We start from the raw sequence: 15,115 nt of genomic DNA on the forward strand, positions 1-15,115 counted from the left end.
GATGCTGTGATCAGATATTGAAGAGCAGCGTCCCGATAACACCGTCGGGCGTGTCCTGCAGACGCACGTCGAACGTGCAGACGACCTCCGCGCTGAAGTTCACTCCCACTCAATCGTCGCAGGCGGCTTGCCCGAAATGTCATACACGACGCGATTGATGCCGCGCACTTCGTTGATGATCCGGTTCGACACGTGGCCGAGCAGATCGTGCGGCAGATGTGCCCAGTGCGCCGTCATGAAGTCCAGCGTCTGCACGGCGCGCAGCGCGACGACATACTCGTACGTGCGGCCATCCCCCATCACCCCAACGCTCTTCACAGGCAGGAACACCGCAAACGCCTGGCTCGTCAGGTCGTACCACGACTTGCCCGTTTCCTTGTCGATGAACGTGCGCAGCGTCTCAATGAAGATCGCGTCCGCGCGGCGCAGCAGGTCTGCGTAGTCGCGCTTCACTTCGCCGAGAATCCGCACGCCGAGGCCCGGGCCCGGGAACGGATGGCGATACACCATCGACGGCGGCAGACCCAGCTTCACGCCCAGTTCGCGCACTTCGTCCTTGAAGAGTTCGCGCAGCGGTTCGAGCAGCTTCAGGTTCAGCGTTTCAGGCAGGCCGCCGACATTGTGGTGGCTCTTGATCGTGTGCGCCGCCTTCTTGCCCTTGCCCGCCGATTCGATCACGTCCGGATAGATCGTGCCTTGCGCGAGCCACTTCGCGTCCGTCAGCTTGCCGGCTTCGGCCTGGAACACTTCGACGAATTCTGCGCCGATGATCTTGCGCTTCGCCTCGGGATCGGTCACGCCCTTGAGCTTCGACAGGAACGCTTCGCTCGCGTCGACGTGAATCACCTTTACGCCCAGGTGATCGGCGAACGTCGCCATCACCTGCTCGGCTTCGTTCAGGCGCAGCAGGCCGTGATCGACAAACACGCACGTGAGCTGATCGCCGATCGCGCGATGCAGCAGCGCCGCCGCCACCGACGAATCCACGCCGCCCGACAGACCGAGAATCACGTGCTCGTCGCCGACCTGCTTGCGGATGTTTTCGACGGCCTCGTCGATGTAGTTGCCCATTTCCCAGTCAGGCTTCGCGCCGCAGATCTTCAGCACGAAACGCTCTAGCATCGCGCGGCCCTGCACCGTATGCGTGACTTCCGGGTGCCATTGCAGGCCGTAGAAGTGACGCGCTTCGTCCGCCATCGCGGCGATCGGGCACGATTCCGTCGATGCCATCAGCTGAAAGCCCGACGGCATTTCCAGCACCTTGTCGCCGTGGCTCATCCACACCTTCAGCATGCCGTGGCCCTCGGGCGTCGCGAAGTCCTGAATGCCGTCGAGGAAGCTCGTGTGGTTGCGCGCGCGCACTTCCGCATAGCCGAACTCGCGCAGATGGCCGGTATCGACCTTGCCGCCGAGCTGCTCGGCCATCGTCTGCATGCCGTAGCAGATGCCCAGCACGGGCACGCCCGCTTCGAACACCGCTTGCGGCGCGCGCGGAGTGTCGGTCTCGGTCACCGAGTTCGGGCCGCCCGACAGGATGATGCCCTTCGGCTTGAATTCGCGGATGAACTCGTCGCTGACGTCGTGCGGATGGATTTCCGACAGCACGTGCGCTTCGCGGATGCGGCGTGCGATCAGTTGGGTGACTTGCGAACCGAAGTCGAGGATCAGGATCTTGTCATGCATGGCAGCGGACGGAATCTAAAAAGAACGGATAGGGAAAGCCGCGCAAGTCGCTTCGCGACCGGGCGGCGTGGTATTCAAAACGGACCGGCTCAATGGGCACAAACAGTCGCGCTGGCGGCATGACCGCACTGCAACGAGGCACCATCGACGGCACCCCGGCGATGCACTCGCAGCGGCGAAGCTCCATCGACAGAAGGCCTGCGCGCAGACGGATTCCGGTTGTTTCGGCAGAGAGCTTGTCGTGTCGCGGATCAGCCATGAAACGGAGGCCGGGGTGTGCCGGACTTCGCTTCGGCTGCGGCGCGCTCCCGCGCGGCGGCTTCTTCGTCCGCTGCGGCTGCACGCTCGCGTGCGAGCGCATCTTCACGCGATGCACTCGACCGACCGCGCCGCCGATGCGCCCGGCGCCGCCGCCGTCAGATCCGGCTCGACGGGATGGCCCGTCGCGGGACTCACGGGTGTCACCGCGCTCTCGGGACGCGTCGTGCCGAGCATCGGCTCGACTGCATGCGACCCGCCCGCCGGATAGACGCCTCCGGGACGCGCCGCGTTGCGCTCGCGCTCGGTCTTGCGCGCTTCGTTCGCCGTGTCGCGAGCGGCCACGCGCTCGGCACGCTCGGCGGACGCCGTGCCCGCCAGCCGATCGCGCCGGCGCACGGTGCTTGCCAGCCTCACGCCACCCAAGCCGATGACGAGCAGCACCGCGCCCGTCACCACCGCCACCAGTTGACCGAGGGCCGGCAGCGACGGGGTATGCAGCCCGACCAGCCAGACCAGCATCAGCACGCCCGTCAGCCAGTTCACGTGGCCGACGACCTTGGCCGCCGTCGCCGTCATCGCGCCGTCGATCGACGCATGCAGCGCGAGCCACGCGAGCCCGACCAGCGCGATCCCGAAGCCTTGACCCACCAGCACCGGGTCCGTCTGCGCCAGCTGCAGCGCGTCGTACAGCGATTTCCACGGCGTGAGCAGGAACAGCAGCCCGAACGCCAGCAGTATCAGCGCATCGATGATCAGTACGGCGCGCAGCAGCGGCTTCATCGGCGATCAGTCCACGTGGTAGTTGGGAGCTTCCTTCGTGATCTGCACGTCGTGCACGTGCGATTCGCGCATGCCCGCCGCCGTGATTTCGACGAACTCGGCCTTCTCGTGCAGTTCGTCGATCGTGTTGCAGCCGCAGTAGCCCATGCTCGCGCGCACGCCGCCGATCAGCTGGAACAGGATCGCGCCGACCGAGCCCTTGTACGCGACACGGCCTTCGATGCCTTCGGGCACCAGCTTGTCGATGTTCGCGGAGTTGTCCTGGAAGTAGCGGTCAGCCGCGCCGTCCTTCATCGCGCCGACCGAGCCCATGCCACGATACGACTTGTACTGGCGGCCCTGATACAGGAACACGTCGCCCGGCGACTCTTCCGTGCCGGCGAACATGCTGCCCATCATCACGGCGTTCGCGCCTGCGGCCAGTGCCTTGCTGACGTCGCCCGAGAAACGCACGCCGCCGTCCGCGATCACGGGAACGCCGGAGCCCTTGAGCGCCGCCGACACGTTCGCGATCGCCGAGATTTGCGGCACGCCGACCCCCGCGACGATACGCGTCGTGCAGATCGAGCCCGGGCCGATGCCGACCTTCACGCCGTCCGCGCCATACTCAACGAGCGCCTTCGCTGCGTCGGCCGTCGCGATGTTGCCGCCGATCACCTCGACGTGCGGAAAGTTCTTCTTGACCCACTGGACGCGCTCCAGCACGCCTTTGCTGTGGCCATGCGCCGTATCGACGACGATCACGTCGACGCCCGCCTGCACCAGCAGCGACACGCGCTCTTCGTTGTCCGCGCCGACGCCGACAGCGGCGCCCGCGCGCAGCTTGCCGTGCTCGTCCTTGCAGGCGTCCGGGTGCTCCGTCTGCTTCGTGATGTCCTTCACGGTCATCAGGCCGCGCAATTCGAATGCGTCGTTGACGACCAGCACACGCTCGAGGCGGTGGCTGTGCATCAGCGCCTTCGCTTCGGCGAGCGGCGTGCCTTCCTTCACCGTCACGAGACGCTCGCGCGGCGTCATGATCGTACGCACGGGTTCTTCGAGGCGCGTCTCGAAGCGCAGGTCGCGGTTCGTCACAATGCCGATCAGCTGCGATCCTTCGACGACCGGGAAGCCCGAAATGCCATGCTGGCGCGACAGGGCGATCACGTCGTGCACCTTCATCTGCGGAGGGACAGTGATCGGATCGCGCACGACGCCCGATTCGAAACGCTTGACCTTTGCGACTTCGCGAGCCTGTTCGGCCGCCGTGAGATTCTTGTGGATAATGCCGACGCCGCCCATCTGCGCCATTGCGATGGCGAGGCGGGCTTCCGTGACGGTGTCCATCGCGGCGGACACGAGCGGCATATTGAGGGAGATCTTGCGGGTCAGCCGGGTTTTCAGGCTGGTGTCGCGCGGCAGAACGTCGGAGAAGGCCGGGACGAGGAGCACGTCATCGAACGTGAGTGCTTTTTGGATCAGACGCATGGCAAATCCTATAGGCGCAAAAGCGAATTATACGCGATACATCCCCGGTTTTCACTGCGCGAACAGTCAGTTAGCGAAATTGTTCAATGTTTTTTCGCATCGAGCGGCGGGCGAATTTCGCTTCCGCATTCGGCTCGCGTTCGATCGGGTTTCGTTTGCTCATTCGAGCGCGCGAGCTTTCATCAGCATAGTTGCCACGCCCGCAAAGTGCAGAATCGAACAAGACGCAGGCGCCTGCGGCCCGCTATGCTGCGCACACTTTCAGTTTTCGATTCGAGGCAGGCGATGCAGCGCGGCGTGGTTTACGGGATGTTGGCGGGAGCGTTATGGGGCATGGTCTTTCTGGTGCCGCGCCTGCTGCCCGATTTTTCGCCCGTGCTGCTGAGCGCCGGGCGATACGTGATGTACGGCGTGGTGTCGCTCGTCGCCGCGCTGCCGTCGGCGCGTTCGCTGCTGCGCCGGCTCACCCGCGAAGACCTGAACGCGCTAGTCAAACTCGCGCTCGCGGGCAACCTGCTCTACTACCTGCTGCTGACGGGCGCGGTCCACCTCGTCGGCATTGCGCCGTCGTCGTTGATCGTCGGCGTGCTGCCCGTCACGGTGACGCTGCTCGGCCGGCGCGATCACGGCGCGGTGCCGCTCGCGCGGCTCGTATGGCCGCTCGCGCTCGTCGTCGCGGGCATCGCGTGCATCAATGTCGATGTGTTCAGCGCGTCGGGTACGGCATCGGGGGCCGGGTCTGTGTCGATCGCGACAAAGCTGGTGGGGATTGCCTGCGCGGTCGGCGCGCTCGCCTGCTGGACGTGGTTTGCCGTCGAAAACGCGCGCTATCTGCAGCGTCAGACGCATTTCAGCGGCAACGAATGGTCGGTGCTGTGGGGCGTCGTCACGGGCCTGCTCGGCGCGTTGCTGTGGCTCGTCGTCGCGCTGCTGCCGGCGGCAGCCGTCGAGACGTCGCACGCCGATACGCGCTGGCATCTGTTCTGGCTGCTGAATCTGGGGCTCGCGTTCGGCGCGTCGTGGCTCGGCAACGGCCTGTGGAACGCGGCGTCCAAGCGCCTGCCGCTCACGCTGTCGGGCCAGCTGATCGTGTTCGAGACGCTGTTCGCGCTGCTCTACGCGTTCATCTACGACCATCGCATGCCGCGTCCGCTCGAACTGGCGGCGATCGTGCTGCTGGTCGCGGGCGTCAGCTGGTCGGTGCGCCAGCATGCCGGCGACGATTCGGACCGCTCGACGCTCGAAGAAAAGGCCCAGGCGGCTGTGCACTGAACGACGCGCAGCGAACGGCCGTCGACCAGGCAAGAAAAACGGCGCGGGGGCACCCGGCCATCGAATACAAAAAACGGCGCACCGTGTCGTGCGGTGCGCCGTTTGACGTGCTTTCGTTGCGTCGATCGCCTTGCGTCAGCGCGAATCCTTGGGCAGCCACTTGCGGCCCTCGACCGACCCTTCCCTGCGCGACTTCTCGACTCGCCGCTGCCGCGACACCTTCGGATCGACGATCAGCGGCCGGTAGATTTCGACGCGATCGTGATCCGCCAGCACCGCGTCGAGCGGCTTGAGCTTGCCGAACACGCCCGTCTTCTGCTTCGTCAGATCGATGTCGGGATGCCGCGCGAGAATGCCGCTCGCGTCGATGGCCTGCCGGAGCGTCGCGCCTTGCGGCAGTTCGAGCTCGATCAGCGTCTGCTCGTGGGGCAGCGCGTAGCAGACTTCGATGGTCAGATTCACGCTCATGCCTTGCCGTAGCGCTGATCGGCGCGCTTCACGAATGATTCGACGAAGGTGTTCGCGATATGGTTGAACACCGGCCCGATGATCTTTTCCAGCAGGACGCTCGTGAACTCATAGTGCAGCGCGAATTCGATCTTGCATGCGTCCGCGCGCAGCGGCGTGAAGCGCCAGTAGCCAGTGAACTTGCGAAAGGGACCGTCGGCGAACTCCATGTCGATGCGCGTGGGACGCTCCTGCGTGTTGTGCGTCGCGAAGTGCTGCTTGATGCCCTTGAAGTTGATGTCGATCTTCGCCTCCATCAGATTTTCTTCCTGGCGGCGAATCTCGACGCCGCCGCACCACGGAAGAAAATTGGGGTAGTCGGCAACATCGGTGACGAGGTCGAACATCTGTTCCGCCGAATGGCGTATCAACACGGTTTTCTGGACATCTGCCATAAATTGAACAGCGCGTGGCAACGGTGATTGGGAAATAGCGAACGCGTGACAACTGAATGACACCGCGGCGGGTTTTCGGCGGCCCGCTTTGCTAAAATCGTGATTTTAAACGAGTTGAGCCGTTTCCATTCATGAGCATCATCGACAACAGAAAAGCGTTCTTCGATTATTCGATCGAGGAGCGTTACGAGGCGGGGCTCGTGCTGGAGGGCTGGGAAGTCAAGGCGCTGCGCGCCGGGCGCGGCCAGATCAAGGAAGGCTACGTCGTGATCAAAAACGCCGAGCTGTTTCTGATCGGCACGCACATCAGCCCGCTGCCCGAAGCGTCGACGCATATCAAGCCTGACCCCGTCCGCACGCGCAAACTGCTGCTGCGCGCGGAAGAAATCAGCAAGCTGATCGGCAAGGTCGAGCAGCGGGGCTATACGCTCGTGCCGCTGAACTTTCACTACAAGAACGGCCGCGTCAAATGCGAGATCGGCCTCGCGAAGGGCAAAAAGCTGCACGACAAGCGCGAAACCGAGAAGAAGCGCGATTGGGAACGCGAAAAAGCCCGGCTGATGCGCACGCCGACCTGAGCGCGCCCGTTTCAGTCACCGGATAGACAATGGCCCGCAGTAACATGCGGGCCATTTTTTCGTTGCCATATTCGCGTGAAACGTGCGCTCATGTCGCGCTCGCTCGCTAAACGTTCAGGCAGTCGTCTTGCCCTGCTTCACGATGGTTAGTGCCGACGCGATCATCGAACTCATATCCGACATGTTGCCCGGCACGATCAGCGTATTGCCCGCCTTCGCCAGATTCGCAAACGCATTCACGTACTGCTCCGCGACCTTCAGATTCACGGCTTCCATGCCGCCCGTCGACTGAATCGCGGCCGCGATCTTTTGGATTGCCTGAGAGTTCGCTTCGGCGACAGCCAGAATCGCCGCCGCCTGGCCTTGCGCCTGGTTGATCGCCGCCTGACGCTCGCCTTCGGACTTCTGAATGGCTGCCTCGCGTCCGCCCGACGCGATATTGATCTGCTCCTGCTTGCGCCCTTCCGATGCCGCGATCAGCGCGCGCTTTTCCCGTTCGGCCGTGATCTGCGCCTGCATCGCGTGGAGGATTTCCTTCGGCGGCGTCAGGTCCTTGATCTCGTAGCGCAGCACCTTGACGCCCCAGTTCGCGGCCGCTTCGTCGAGCGCCGAGACGATCGAATGATTGATGAAGTCGCGTTCCTCGAAAGTCTTGTCGAGTTCGAGCTTGCCGATCACCGAACGCAGCGTGGTCTGCGACAGCTGCGTGATCGCGAACACGAAATTGCTCGATCCGTAAGACGCCTTCATCGGATCGGTGACCTGAAAATACAGCACGCCGTCGACCTGCAACTGCGTGTTGTCGCGCGTAATGCAGACCTGGCTCGGCACGTCGAGCGGAATCTCCTTGAGCACGTGCTTGTACGCGATCCGGTCGATGAACGGCAGCACGAAAGTCAGGCCCGGCGTCAACGTCGCGTGATAGCGGCCGAGCCGCTCCAGCACCCACGCGTGCTGTTGCGGCACGATCTTGATGGTCTTCGCGGCAGTCACGATCACGACGATCAGCAACACGAGTCCAACGACGCTCGACGGTTCCATTCCTGCACCCCCAATCTGTTTTTGAATTGTTGTGCGCATCTGGATGCGCGTGAGTTGCGTCCGAACGACGCAAGAATCTGGTCCCGTTATTCAAGCTCCAGCCGCGTGCTTCCTTGCGACAACGACCAGGCAGTTGCCACGCAACGCAGTGATTTCGTAGAGATTCGCGTCTTCCGGCTCGCCGGGTGCGAGTTCGACTTCCCATGACGCGCCACGATAGCTGGTCCGAGCGCGCCCGTCGTGCCACGCGGGCACAGTCAGCGTCGAGCCGATGTCGAGATTGACGTCGGGATTGCGCGCGGCTTCGGCGCGCGCTTTTGCCTTGCGCCCGTAACGCGACTTGCGCAGCACGATCACCGCGCCAAGCGCGACGACGGCTGCAACGCCGAACTGCAGCGGCAAACCGGCGCCCGCCAGGCGCGCGAGAGCCGCCGCGATAAAGCCCAACGCCACCATCAGCAGATAGAACGTGCCCTGCATCAGTTCGAGCACGATCAGCACGCCCGCGCCAATCCACCAGAACAGCCCGCTATGCATCACGTTGGCCTCCACAAAGCAAAACACCCCAGATCTACCGGGGTGTTTATAGCATGAAGCGTCAACGTTTTATCGTTCGCTGAAGTACGTTTTACATACCTCTACAAACGATGCGCAATGCTTACTTCGCAGTCGTTTTCGCCAGCGCCTGCCACGTTTCGATGATCGTGTCCGGATTCAGCGAGATCGACGCGATGCCTTCGTCCGTCAGCCATTGCGCGAAATCCGGATGATCCGACGGGCCCTGCCCGCAGATGCCGACGTACTTGTTCAGGCGCAGGCACGTTTCGATCGCGCGCTTGAGCATGAACTTGACAGCGGGATCGCGCTCGTCGAAGTCGACGGCGAGCAGTTCCATGCCCGAGTCGCGATCGAGGCCGAGCGTGAGCTGCGTCAGGTCGTTCGAGCCGATCGAGAAGCCGTCGAAGTACTGCAGGAACTCTTCGGCGAGGATCGCGTTCGACGGCACTTCGCACATCATGATCAGGCGCAGGCCGTTTTCGCCGCGCTTCAAGCCGTACTGCGCGAGCAGGTTCACGACGCGCTCCGCCTGCTTCAGCGTACGCACGAACGGCACCATGATCTCGACGTTGTCGAGGCCCATCTCTTCGCGCACGCGCTTGAGCGCCAGGCACTCCATTTCGAACGCCTGCGCGAAGTCTTCAGCGATGTAACGCGACGCGCCGCGGAAGCCGAGCATCGGGTTTTCCTCGTCCGGCTCATAGCGCGAACCGCCGATCAGCTTCTTGTACTCGTTCGACTTGAAGTCGGACAGACGCACGATCACGGGCTTCGGATAGAACGCCGCGCCGATCGTCGCGATGCCTTCCGTCAGCTTGTCGACGTAGAACGCACGCGGCGACGCATGACCGCGCGCGACGCTCTCGACGGCCTTCTTCAGGTCCTGATCGACGTTCGGATACTCGAGAATCGCCTTCGGGTGAACGCCGATGTTGTTGTTGATGATGAATTCGAGGCGCGCGAGACCCACGCCCTTGTTCGGCAATTGCGCGAAGTCAAACGCGAGCTGCGGATTGCCCACGTTCATCATGATCTTCACGGGGATTTCCGGCAGTTCGCCACGCTGGATTTCCGTCACTTCCGTTTCGAGCAGACCGTCGTAGATCTTGCCTTCGTCGCCTTCCGAGCACGACACCGTGACGAGCGCGCCGTCCTTCAGCACGTCGGTCGCGTCGCCGCAGCCCACGACTGCCGGCACGCCCAGCTCGCGCGCAATGATCGCCGCGTGGCAGGTCCGGCCGCCACGGTTCGTGACGATCGCCGCCGCGCGCTTCATCACCGGTTCCCAGTTCGGGTCGGTCATGTCCGCGACCAGCACGTCGCCCGGCTGCACGCGCTCCATTTCGGACGGATCGTGAATCACGCGCACGGGGCCTGCACCGATCTTCTGGCCGATTGCGCGGCCCGTCGCCAGCACCTGCGACTGGCCCTTCAGCTTGAAGCGCTGCTCGGCCTTGTTGTGACCCTGGCTCTTCACCGTTTCAGGACGCGCCTGCAGGATGAAGATCTTGCCGTCGCGGCCGTCCTTGCCCCACTCGATGTCCATCGGACGCTCGTAGTGCTTCTCGATGATCACCGCGTACTTCGCGAGTTCGATCACGTCGTCGTCGGTGATCGAGAAACGGTTGCGTTGCTCGTGCGACACGTCGACAGTCTTCACGCGGCCTTCTTCGCCGGCCTTCGTGAACTCCATCTTGATGAGCTTCGAGCCGATCGAGCGGCGGATGATCGGGTATTTGTTCTGCGCGAGCGTGGTCTTGAAGACGTAGAACTCGTCCGGATTCACCGCGCCTTGCACGACGGTTTCACCGAGGCCATAGCTCGACGTGATGAAGACGGCGTCCTTGAAGCCCGATTCGGTGTCGAGCGTGAACATCACGCCCGCCGCGCCGACGTCCGAGCGCACCATGCGCTGCACACCCGCCGACAACGCGACTTCAGCATGCGTGAAGCCCTTGTGGACGCGATAGGAGATGGCGCGGTCGTTGTACAGCGACGCGAACACGTGCTTCATGCGATCGAGCACGTCTTCGATGCCGACCACGTTCAGGTAGCTTTCCTGCTGGCCCGCGAACGATGCGTCCGGCAGGTCTTCCGCCGTTGCCGACGAACGGACCGCGAACGACAGTTCCTCCGGCGAGCTCTTCGAGAGCGTTTCGAACGCCGCGCGGATTTCCTGCTCGAGACGCGGCTGCATCGGGGCGTCGACGATCCATTGACGGATCTCCTTGCCCGCAGCGGCAAGCGCCTTCACGTCGTCGACGTCGAGCGTCTCCAGACGTTGCGCGATGCGTTCGGTCAGGTTGTTGTGATGCAGAAACTCGCGGAATGCGAGCGCCGTCGTCGCAAAGCCGGTCGGCACACGCACGCCTGCTTCCGCGAGCTGACTGATCATCTCGCCGAGCGATGCATTCTTGCCGCCGACGATGTCCACGTCGGTCATTCGCAACTGCTCGAATGGAACTACATACGCCTGATCCTTGGCAACGTTAACTGCGTTAGTCATACAAGCCCCTAAGTGTGAAAAAAATGCTCGATTGCGCAAGTGGGCTTGAACACGAGGCGCTCATTGGAAGCGTGGGCTCGTGCCTTGCGCAACCTGTTGGAAAAGCAATCGCGGAAGGGCTCGACGCTCGACACGAAGCCCGACGAAGCAGGAGATTGAACGAACTTGCGGCTTAGCCGTGCAAGATACGAACAAATCGCGACGCAATCCAAGTGCGATAACAGAAAGTTACGCGATTTGGCTGCAATTGCTTATCCAACAGGTTGCCGCTATTCTACCGTGCCGACTCTCGAAATGTGACAGTCGGACAAGAATTGCGCCTCGAACGGCGCCGCTGCAGGGTTTCCGGCCAGCCACCGGGCAGCGGGCGCCGCGCGGCGATGTCTCATTTGAGCGGATTTTGACGCTCGCGTTCCCTGCCCTCACTGATGCCGCCCACCGTATTCATCGTCTCCGACGGTACCGGGATTACTGCCGAAACCTTCGCGCATTCGATCCTCTCCCAGTTCGACCAGAAATTTCGCCTGGTCCGCGTGCCTTTCGTCGATTCGACGGAAAAAGCGTACGCCACGCTCGAAAAGATCAACGAATCCGCCCATCACGAAGGCCGTCGCCCAATCGTCTTCACGACGCTCGTGAACAGCGCGTCGAACCAGATCGTGAAGGATTCGAACGCGCTCGTGCTGGACATGTTCCAGACCTTCGTCGAGCCGCTCGAACAGGAACTGGAGCTGAAGTCGAGCCACGCGATGGGCCGCGGCCATCAGAACGCCGACACCGAGGAGTACAAGAACCGGATCGAGGCGATCAACTTCTCTCTCGCACACGACGACGGCCAGTCGAATCGCAATCTGGAAGAGGCGGATGTGATCCTCGTCGGCGTATCGCGTAGCGGCAAGACGCCGACGAGCCTTTATCTGGCGATGCAGTACGGCGTGAAGGCGGCGAACTATCCGCTGATTCCCGAAGACTTCGAGCGCGGCAAATTGCCGACGCCGCTGCTCGCGCATCGCACGAAGATGTTCGGGCTATCGATCGATCCGCAGCGGCTTTCGGAGATTCGCAACGAGCGGCGCCCCGGCAGCAAGTACGCGGCGCTCGAAAACTGCCGCTACGAAATCAACGAAGCCGAAACGATGATGCGGCGCGAAGGCATCAAGTGGCTGTCGTCGACGCACAAGTCGATCGAGGAAATCGCGACGACTATCCTGCAGGAAATCAGGCTCGACCGGTCGTCGTATTGATGCAGCCGCAGTGAAGGTTAGCTGGAAGCGCGCGGCTCATGCCCGCGCTGCTGCCGGCACTGCTCGAACAGACACACGGCGGCGGCCGCCGCGACATTCAGCGACTCCATCCCGCCCGGCTGCGGAATCGTCACGCGATACGTCACCGCGTCGCGCCACGCCTGCGACACACCCGCCCCTTCGTTGCCGAACACCCAGGCGACCGGGCCCGACAGATCGGTGTCGTAAATCGCCTGCGCGCCGTGCGAGTCCGTGATTGCGACGGGCACGTCGAGCCGCTCGATCAGCGTCTGTGGTTCGACATCCTCATGAATTTGCAGCAGGAAATGTGCGCCCATGCCGGAGCGCAGCACTTTCGACGACCACGCGTACGCGGTGCCCGGCGCGCAAAACACATGGCCGATGCCCGCCGCCGCCGCGCTGCGCAGAATCGAGCCGACATTGCCCGCATCCTGCACGCCGTCGAGCACGATGCAGCCTTGCCTCACGCGTTCGGGCAGCGCCTCGTCGAGTTTCTCGACGAGCAGCAACATACCGACGCCATTTACGACACTCGACAGTTGCCCGAAGAGCGCGTCCGGCAGTGTAACGATGCGCCGCTCATCGATGCGCGCGACGATGGCCTGCGCTTCGTCGTGGCGCAGCGCGCCTTCCGTGACGACGCACGTCTCGGGCTGTCCCGCGACATCGAGATAGGCGCTCGCGAGATGAAACCCTTCGAGCAGCGCATGGCCGCTCCTGCGCTGTTGATGCGTCGAACCGGCCAATGCCTTCAGACGCTTGTAGAGCGGATTGTCCCGCGAGGTAATGGCTTTCACTGGCGGCGAAGACCGTATCGGTAGCGTGAAAAAACGGGTGAAAAGAAAAGCGCCCGAAGGCGCTTGAGTCGTTTCTGCGAGGCTCAGAACGGCGCGCTGTCGTCAGCGATGAGCACGTCGTCGTCACCTGTGACGGGCGGCACGATCACGACGTCCTCAGGTAAATCAACGGCCGTGCCGAGCCGCAGATACGCGTCGCGCACGGGCGCAAACGAGCGCCGGTGATGTTCGCACGGACCATGGTCGCGCAGCGCCAGCAGATGCTGAGGCGTGCCGTAGCCCGCGTGCGCGTCGAAGCCGTACATCGGAAACGTCTGATGCAATTCGAGCAACATCCGGTCGCGCGTGACCTTCGCGAGAATCGACGCCGCCGAGATGCACGGCACGAGCGCATCGCCGCTGACGATCGCCTCGCTGCGAATGCTCAGCACCGGGCAACGGTTGCCGTCGATCTTCGCGAGCGTCGGCGCGACGTTCAAGCCTTCGACGGCGCGCTTCATCGCGAGCATCGTCGCGTGCAGGATGTTCAACGTGTCGATCTCTTCGACCGACGCCGACGCGACACAATACGCAAGCGCTCGCTCGACGATCTTGTCGTACAGCTCTTCGCGCTTTTTCGCGGTCAGCGTCTTCGAATCGCCGAGCCCACGAATGCGCGGCTTCGTCGGATCGAGAATGACGGCGGCGGCGACCACGGGGCCCGCGAGCGGACCACGCCCTGCTTCGTCGACGCCGCAAATGATGTCTTCCGGCGACGAAAAATCGATGCCGGCCTGTTTCGCGATCGTCGCGGGCGTCTTGCGGCGCGGCGCGGCCTTGCCCGTCGCGCCCGTCATGGACGCCCCCGGCGCGCTTCGACGACGCCGACGACCGCTTCCGCGGCTCGCTGCGCTGTGTTCTGCTTCAGCACGTGATGCATCTCGGTGAAGATTTCCGTCAGCGTGCGCCGGTTTGCATCGTCGCGCAACTGCGTCAGGGTGGCGTCGGCCAACGCTTCGGGCGTCGCGAAGTGCTGCAGGATTTCCGGCACGACGAAACGCCCGGCCAGGATGTTCGGCAGGCCCACGTACGGCAGATACCCCTGGCGGCGCATGATCTGCCCCGTCAGCCACGGCACCTTGTACGAAATCACCATCGGCTTCTTCAGCAGCGCCGCTTCCAGCGTGACCGTGCCGCTTTTCACGAGAATCGCGTCGGCGGCCGTCATCGCGAGCTGCGCGTTGCCGTCCGTCAGCGTCAGCGGCAGCTTCGGGTGCGCGTCGACGAGCGGCTTCAGCAGTTCGCGCAGCGCGGGCGTCGCAGCCGGCATCACGAAGCGCACGCCCGGTTCGCGCTGCAACATCAGTTCCATCGCGTCGAAGAACGTCGGTCCGATCAGCGAGATTTCCGAGCGGCGGCTGCCCGGCAGCACGGCGATCACCGGGCCGCTTTCGGACAGGCCGAGCACGCGGCGCGCGCCCGCCATGTCCGGTTCGAGCGGAATCTCATCCGCGAGCGGATGGCCGACATAGGTCGCTGCGACGCCCGATTTCTCGAGCAGCGCCTTTTCAAACGGAAACACGCACAGCATGTGATCGACGGCCTTGACGATCTTCTTGATCCGGCCGCCGCGCCATGCCCAGATCGAAGGACAGACGAAGTGGATGGTCGCAATGCCCGCGTCGCGCAACGCGTGCTCGAGGCCGAAGTTGAAGTCCGGCGCATCGACGCCGACGAACACCGACGGCGGCTCAGCGAGCAACTGGCGCTTCAGCTCGTTGCGGATGCCGAGAATTTCGGGAATGTGCTTCAGCGCTTCGACGTAGCCGCGCACCGACAGCTTTTCCATCGGAAAGTGCGCGTCGAAACCCTTCGCGGTCATGCGCGGGCCGCCGATGCCGAAGTACTGCGTCCCTTGCGGCAGACGGGCCGCGAGCCCGTCCAGCAGCGACGCCGCGAGCAGGTCGCCCGACGGCTCGCCGGCCACCATTGCGAGCCGCAGCGGACTGGTAGGCAACGGCATCGG

Annotated in this window: 14 protein-coding genes and 1 pseudogene; 3 read left to right on the plus strand and 12 right to left on the minus strand. The window is 63.4% G+C overall.

What is annotated here, in order from left to right; translation table 11 throughout:
* Window positions 1-99 precede the first annotated feature (99 nt).
* From guaA to guaB, 4 genes and pseudogenes are all read right to left on the minus strand, one after another.
* Window positions 100-1,683, minus strand: coding sequence for a glutamine-hydrolyzing GMP synthase (gene guaA / locus GCT13_RS09845; protein WP_152757400.1), 1,584 nt, complete (start codon window positions 1,681-1,683; stop codon window positions 100-102).
* Window positions 1,676-2,050: a hypothetical protein gene (locus GCT13_RS48270; RefSeq protein ID WP_193727629.1), complete on the minus strand. Its 375-nt coding sequence runs from the start codon at window positions 2,048-2,050 to the stop codon at window positions 1,676-1,678. Before GCT13_RS48270 ends, guaA begins: the two co-directional genes overlap by 8 nt.
* Window positions 1,935-2,724: pseudogene (locus GCT13_RS09850) on the minus strand (hypothetical protein). Before GCT13_RS09850 ends, GCT13_RS48270 begins: the two are co-directional and overlap by 116 nt.
* 6 nt (window positions 2,725-2,730) lie before the next feature.
* Window positions 2,731-4,191: an IMP dehydrogenase gene (guaB, locus tag GCT13_RS09855; RefSeq protein WP_152757402.1), complete on the minus strand. Its 1,461-nt coding sequence runs from the start codon at window positions 4,189-4,191 to the stop codon at window positions 2,731-2,733.
* Window positions 4,192-4,476: 285 nt separating this feature from the next.
* On the opposite strand from guaB, the gene GCT13_RS09860 reads away from it, so the two are divergent.
* Window positions 4,477-5,463, plus strand: a complete 987-nt coding sequence (locus tag GCT13_RS09860; RefSeq protein ID WP_152757404.1) for a DMT family transporter — start codon at window positions 4,477-4,479, stop codon at window positions 5,461-5,463.
* 135 nt (window positions 5,464-5,598) lie between these two features.
* Here the strand turns inward: GCT13_RS09860 and GCT13_RS09865 are convergent, their stop codons facing one another.
* Both GCT13_RS09865 and GCT13_RS09870 read right to left on the minus strand, forming a co-directional pair.
* Window positions 5,599-5,931: an RnfH family protein gene (locus tag GCT13_RS09865; protein WP_152757406.1), complete on the minus strand. Its 333-nt coding sequence runs from the start codon at window positions 5,929-5,931 to the stop codon at window positions 5,599-5,601.
* Entirely contained in the window at window positions 5,928-6,365 is a 438-nt protein-coding gene (locus GCT13_RS09870; RefSeq protein WP_090864776.1) for a type II toxin-antitoxin system RatA family toxin, read from the minus strand. Before GCT13_RS09870 ends, GCT13_RS09865 begins: the two co-directional genes overlap by 4 nt.
* A 131-nt stretch (window positions 6,366-6,496) precedes the next feature.
* Here GCT13_RS09870 and smpB point away from each other — a divergent pair, with 131 nt between their 5' ends.
* Entirely contained in the window at window positions 6,497-6,943 is a 447-nt protein-coding gene (gene smpB / locus GCT13_RS09875; RefSeq protein ID WP_152757408.1) for an SsrA-binding protein SmpB, read from the plus strand.
* A gap of 114 nt (window positions 6,944-7,057) precedes the next feature.
* Here the strand turns inward: smpB and GCT13_RS09880 are convergent, their stop codons facing one another.
* The 3 genes from GCT13_RS09880 to ppsA all read right to left on the minus strand — a co-directional run bounded on the left by GCT13_RS09880 (window position 7,058) and on the right by ppsA (window position 11,048).
* Window positions 7,058-7,984: an SPFH domain-containing protein gene (locus tag GCT13_RS09880; RefSeq protein ID WP_090864778.1), complete on the minus strand. Its 927-nt coding sequence runs from the start codon at window positions 7,982-7,984 to the stop codon at window positions 7,058-7,060.
* A 90-nt stretch (window positions 7,985-8,074) separates the two neighbouring features.
* Complete coding sequence (locus GCT13_RS09885) at window positions 8,075-8,524, minus strand: NfeD family protein (protein WP_321574268.1); 450 nt, start codon at window positions 8,522-8,524, stop codon at window positions 8,075-8,077.
* Window positions 8,525-8,642: 118 nt separating this feature from the next.
* Window positions 8,643-11,048, minus strand: coding sequence for a phosphoenolpyruvate synthase (gene ppsA / locus GCT13_RS09890; protein WP_152757412.1), 2,406 nt, complete (start codon window positions 11,046-11,048; stop codon window positions 8,643-8,645).
* Window positions 11,049-11,476: 428 nt separating this feature from the next.
* Here ppsA and ppsR point away from each other — a divergent pair, with 428 nt between their 5' ends.
* On the plus strand, window positions 11,477-12,292 hold the full coding sequence (ppsR, locus tag GCT13_RS09895; protein ID WP_087735357.1) for a posphoenolpyruvate synthetase regulatory kinase/phosphorylase PpsR: 816 nt from the start codon (window positions 11,477-11,479) through the stop codon (window positions 12,290-12,292).
* 17 nt (window positions 12,293-12,309) lie between these two features.
* Here ppsR and GCT13_RS09900 read toward each other — a convergent pair whose 3' ends face one another.
* The 3 genes from GCT13_RS09900 to lpxB all read right to left on the minus strand — a co-directional run bounded on the left by GCT13_RS09900 (window position 12,310) and on the right by lpxB (window position 15,112).
* Window positions 12,310-13,110 carry a TrmH family RNA methyltransferase gene (locus GCT13_RS09900; RefSeq protein ID WP_321574269.1) on the minus strand — a complete coding sequence of 267 codons (801 nt, stop codon included), beginning with the start codon at window positions 13,108-13,110 and terminating at the stop codon, window positions 12,310-12,312.
* An 83-nt stretch (window positions 13,111-13,193) separates the two neighbouring features.
* Window positions 13,194-13,946 (minus strand): ribonuclease HII, encoded by a 753-nt coding sequence (gene rnhB, locus GCT13_RS09905; protein ID WP_152757414.1) that lies wholly within the window; start codon window positions 13,944-13,946, stop codon window positions 13,194-13,196.
* Window positions 13,943-15,112, minus strand: coding sequence for a lipid-A-disaccharide synthase (lpxB, locus tag GCT13_RS09910; protein ID WP_152757416.1), 1,170 nt, complete (start codon window positions 15,110-15,112; stop codon window positions 13,943-13,945). The genes rnhB and lpxB overlap by 4 nt, the downstream gene beginning before the upstream one ends.
* Window positions 15,113-15,115: the final 3 nt, after the last annotated feature.

Origin of the sequence: Paraburkholderia franconis (genome assembly GCF_009362735.1) — a bacterium.
GTDB classification, from domain to species: domain Bacteria; phylum Pseudomonadota; class Gammaproteobacteria; order Burkholderiales; family Burkholderiaceae; genus Paraburkholderia; species Paraburkholderia franconis.

What these genes read in the sequence shown, in the direction of transcription:
- smpB (WP_152757408.1), top strand. Translation starts at nt 6,497, where the DNA reads ATGAGCATCATCGACAACAGAAAAGCGTTCTTCGATTATTCGATCGAG.
- GCT13_RS09865 (WP_152757406.1), bottom strand. Translation starts at nt 5,931, where the DNA reads ATGAGCGTGAATCTGACCATCGAAGTCTGCTACGCGCTGCCCCACGAG.
- ppsR (WP_087735357.1), top strand. Translation starts at nt 11,477, where the DNA reads ATGCCGCCCACCGTATTCATCGTCTCCGACGGTACCGGGATTACTGCC.
- GCT13_RS09880 (WP_090864778.1), bottom strand. Translation starts at nt 7,984, where the DNA reads ATGGAACCGTCGAGCGTCGTTGGACTCGTGTTGCTGATCGTCGTGATC.
- guaA (WP_152757400.1), bottom strand. Translation starts at nt 1,683, where the DNA reads ATGCATGACAAGATCCTGATCCTCGACTTCGGTTCGCAAGTCACCCAA.
- guaB (WP_152757402.1), bottom strand. Translation starts at nt 4,191, where the DNA reads ATGCGTCTGATCCAAAAAGCACTCACGTTCGATGACGTGCTCCTCGTC.
- GCT13_RS09860 (WP_152757404.1), top strand. Translation starts at nt 4,477, where the DNA reads ATGCAGCGCGGCGTGGTTTACGGGATGTTGGCGGGAGCGTTATGGGGC.
- lpxB (WP_152757416.1), bottom strand. Translation starts at nt 15,112, where the DNA reads ATGCCGTTGCCTACCAGTCCGCTGCGGCTCGCAATGGTGGCCGGCGAG.
- ppsA (WP_152757412.1), bottom strand. Translation starts at nt 11,048, where the DNA reads ATGACTAACGCAGTTAACGTTGCCAAGGATCAGGCGTATGTAGTTCCA.
- GCT13_RS09870 (WP_090864776.1), bottom strand. Translation starts at nt 6,365, where the DNA reads ATGGCAGATGTCCAGAAAACCGTGTTGATACGCCATTCGGCGGAACAG.
- rnhB (WP_152757414.1), bottom strand. Translation starts at nt 13,946, where the DNA reads ATGACGGGCGCGACGGGCAAGGCCGCGCCGCGCCGCAAGACGCCCGCG.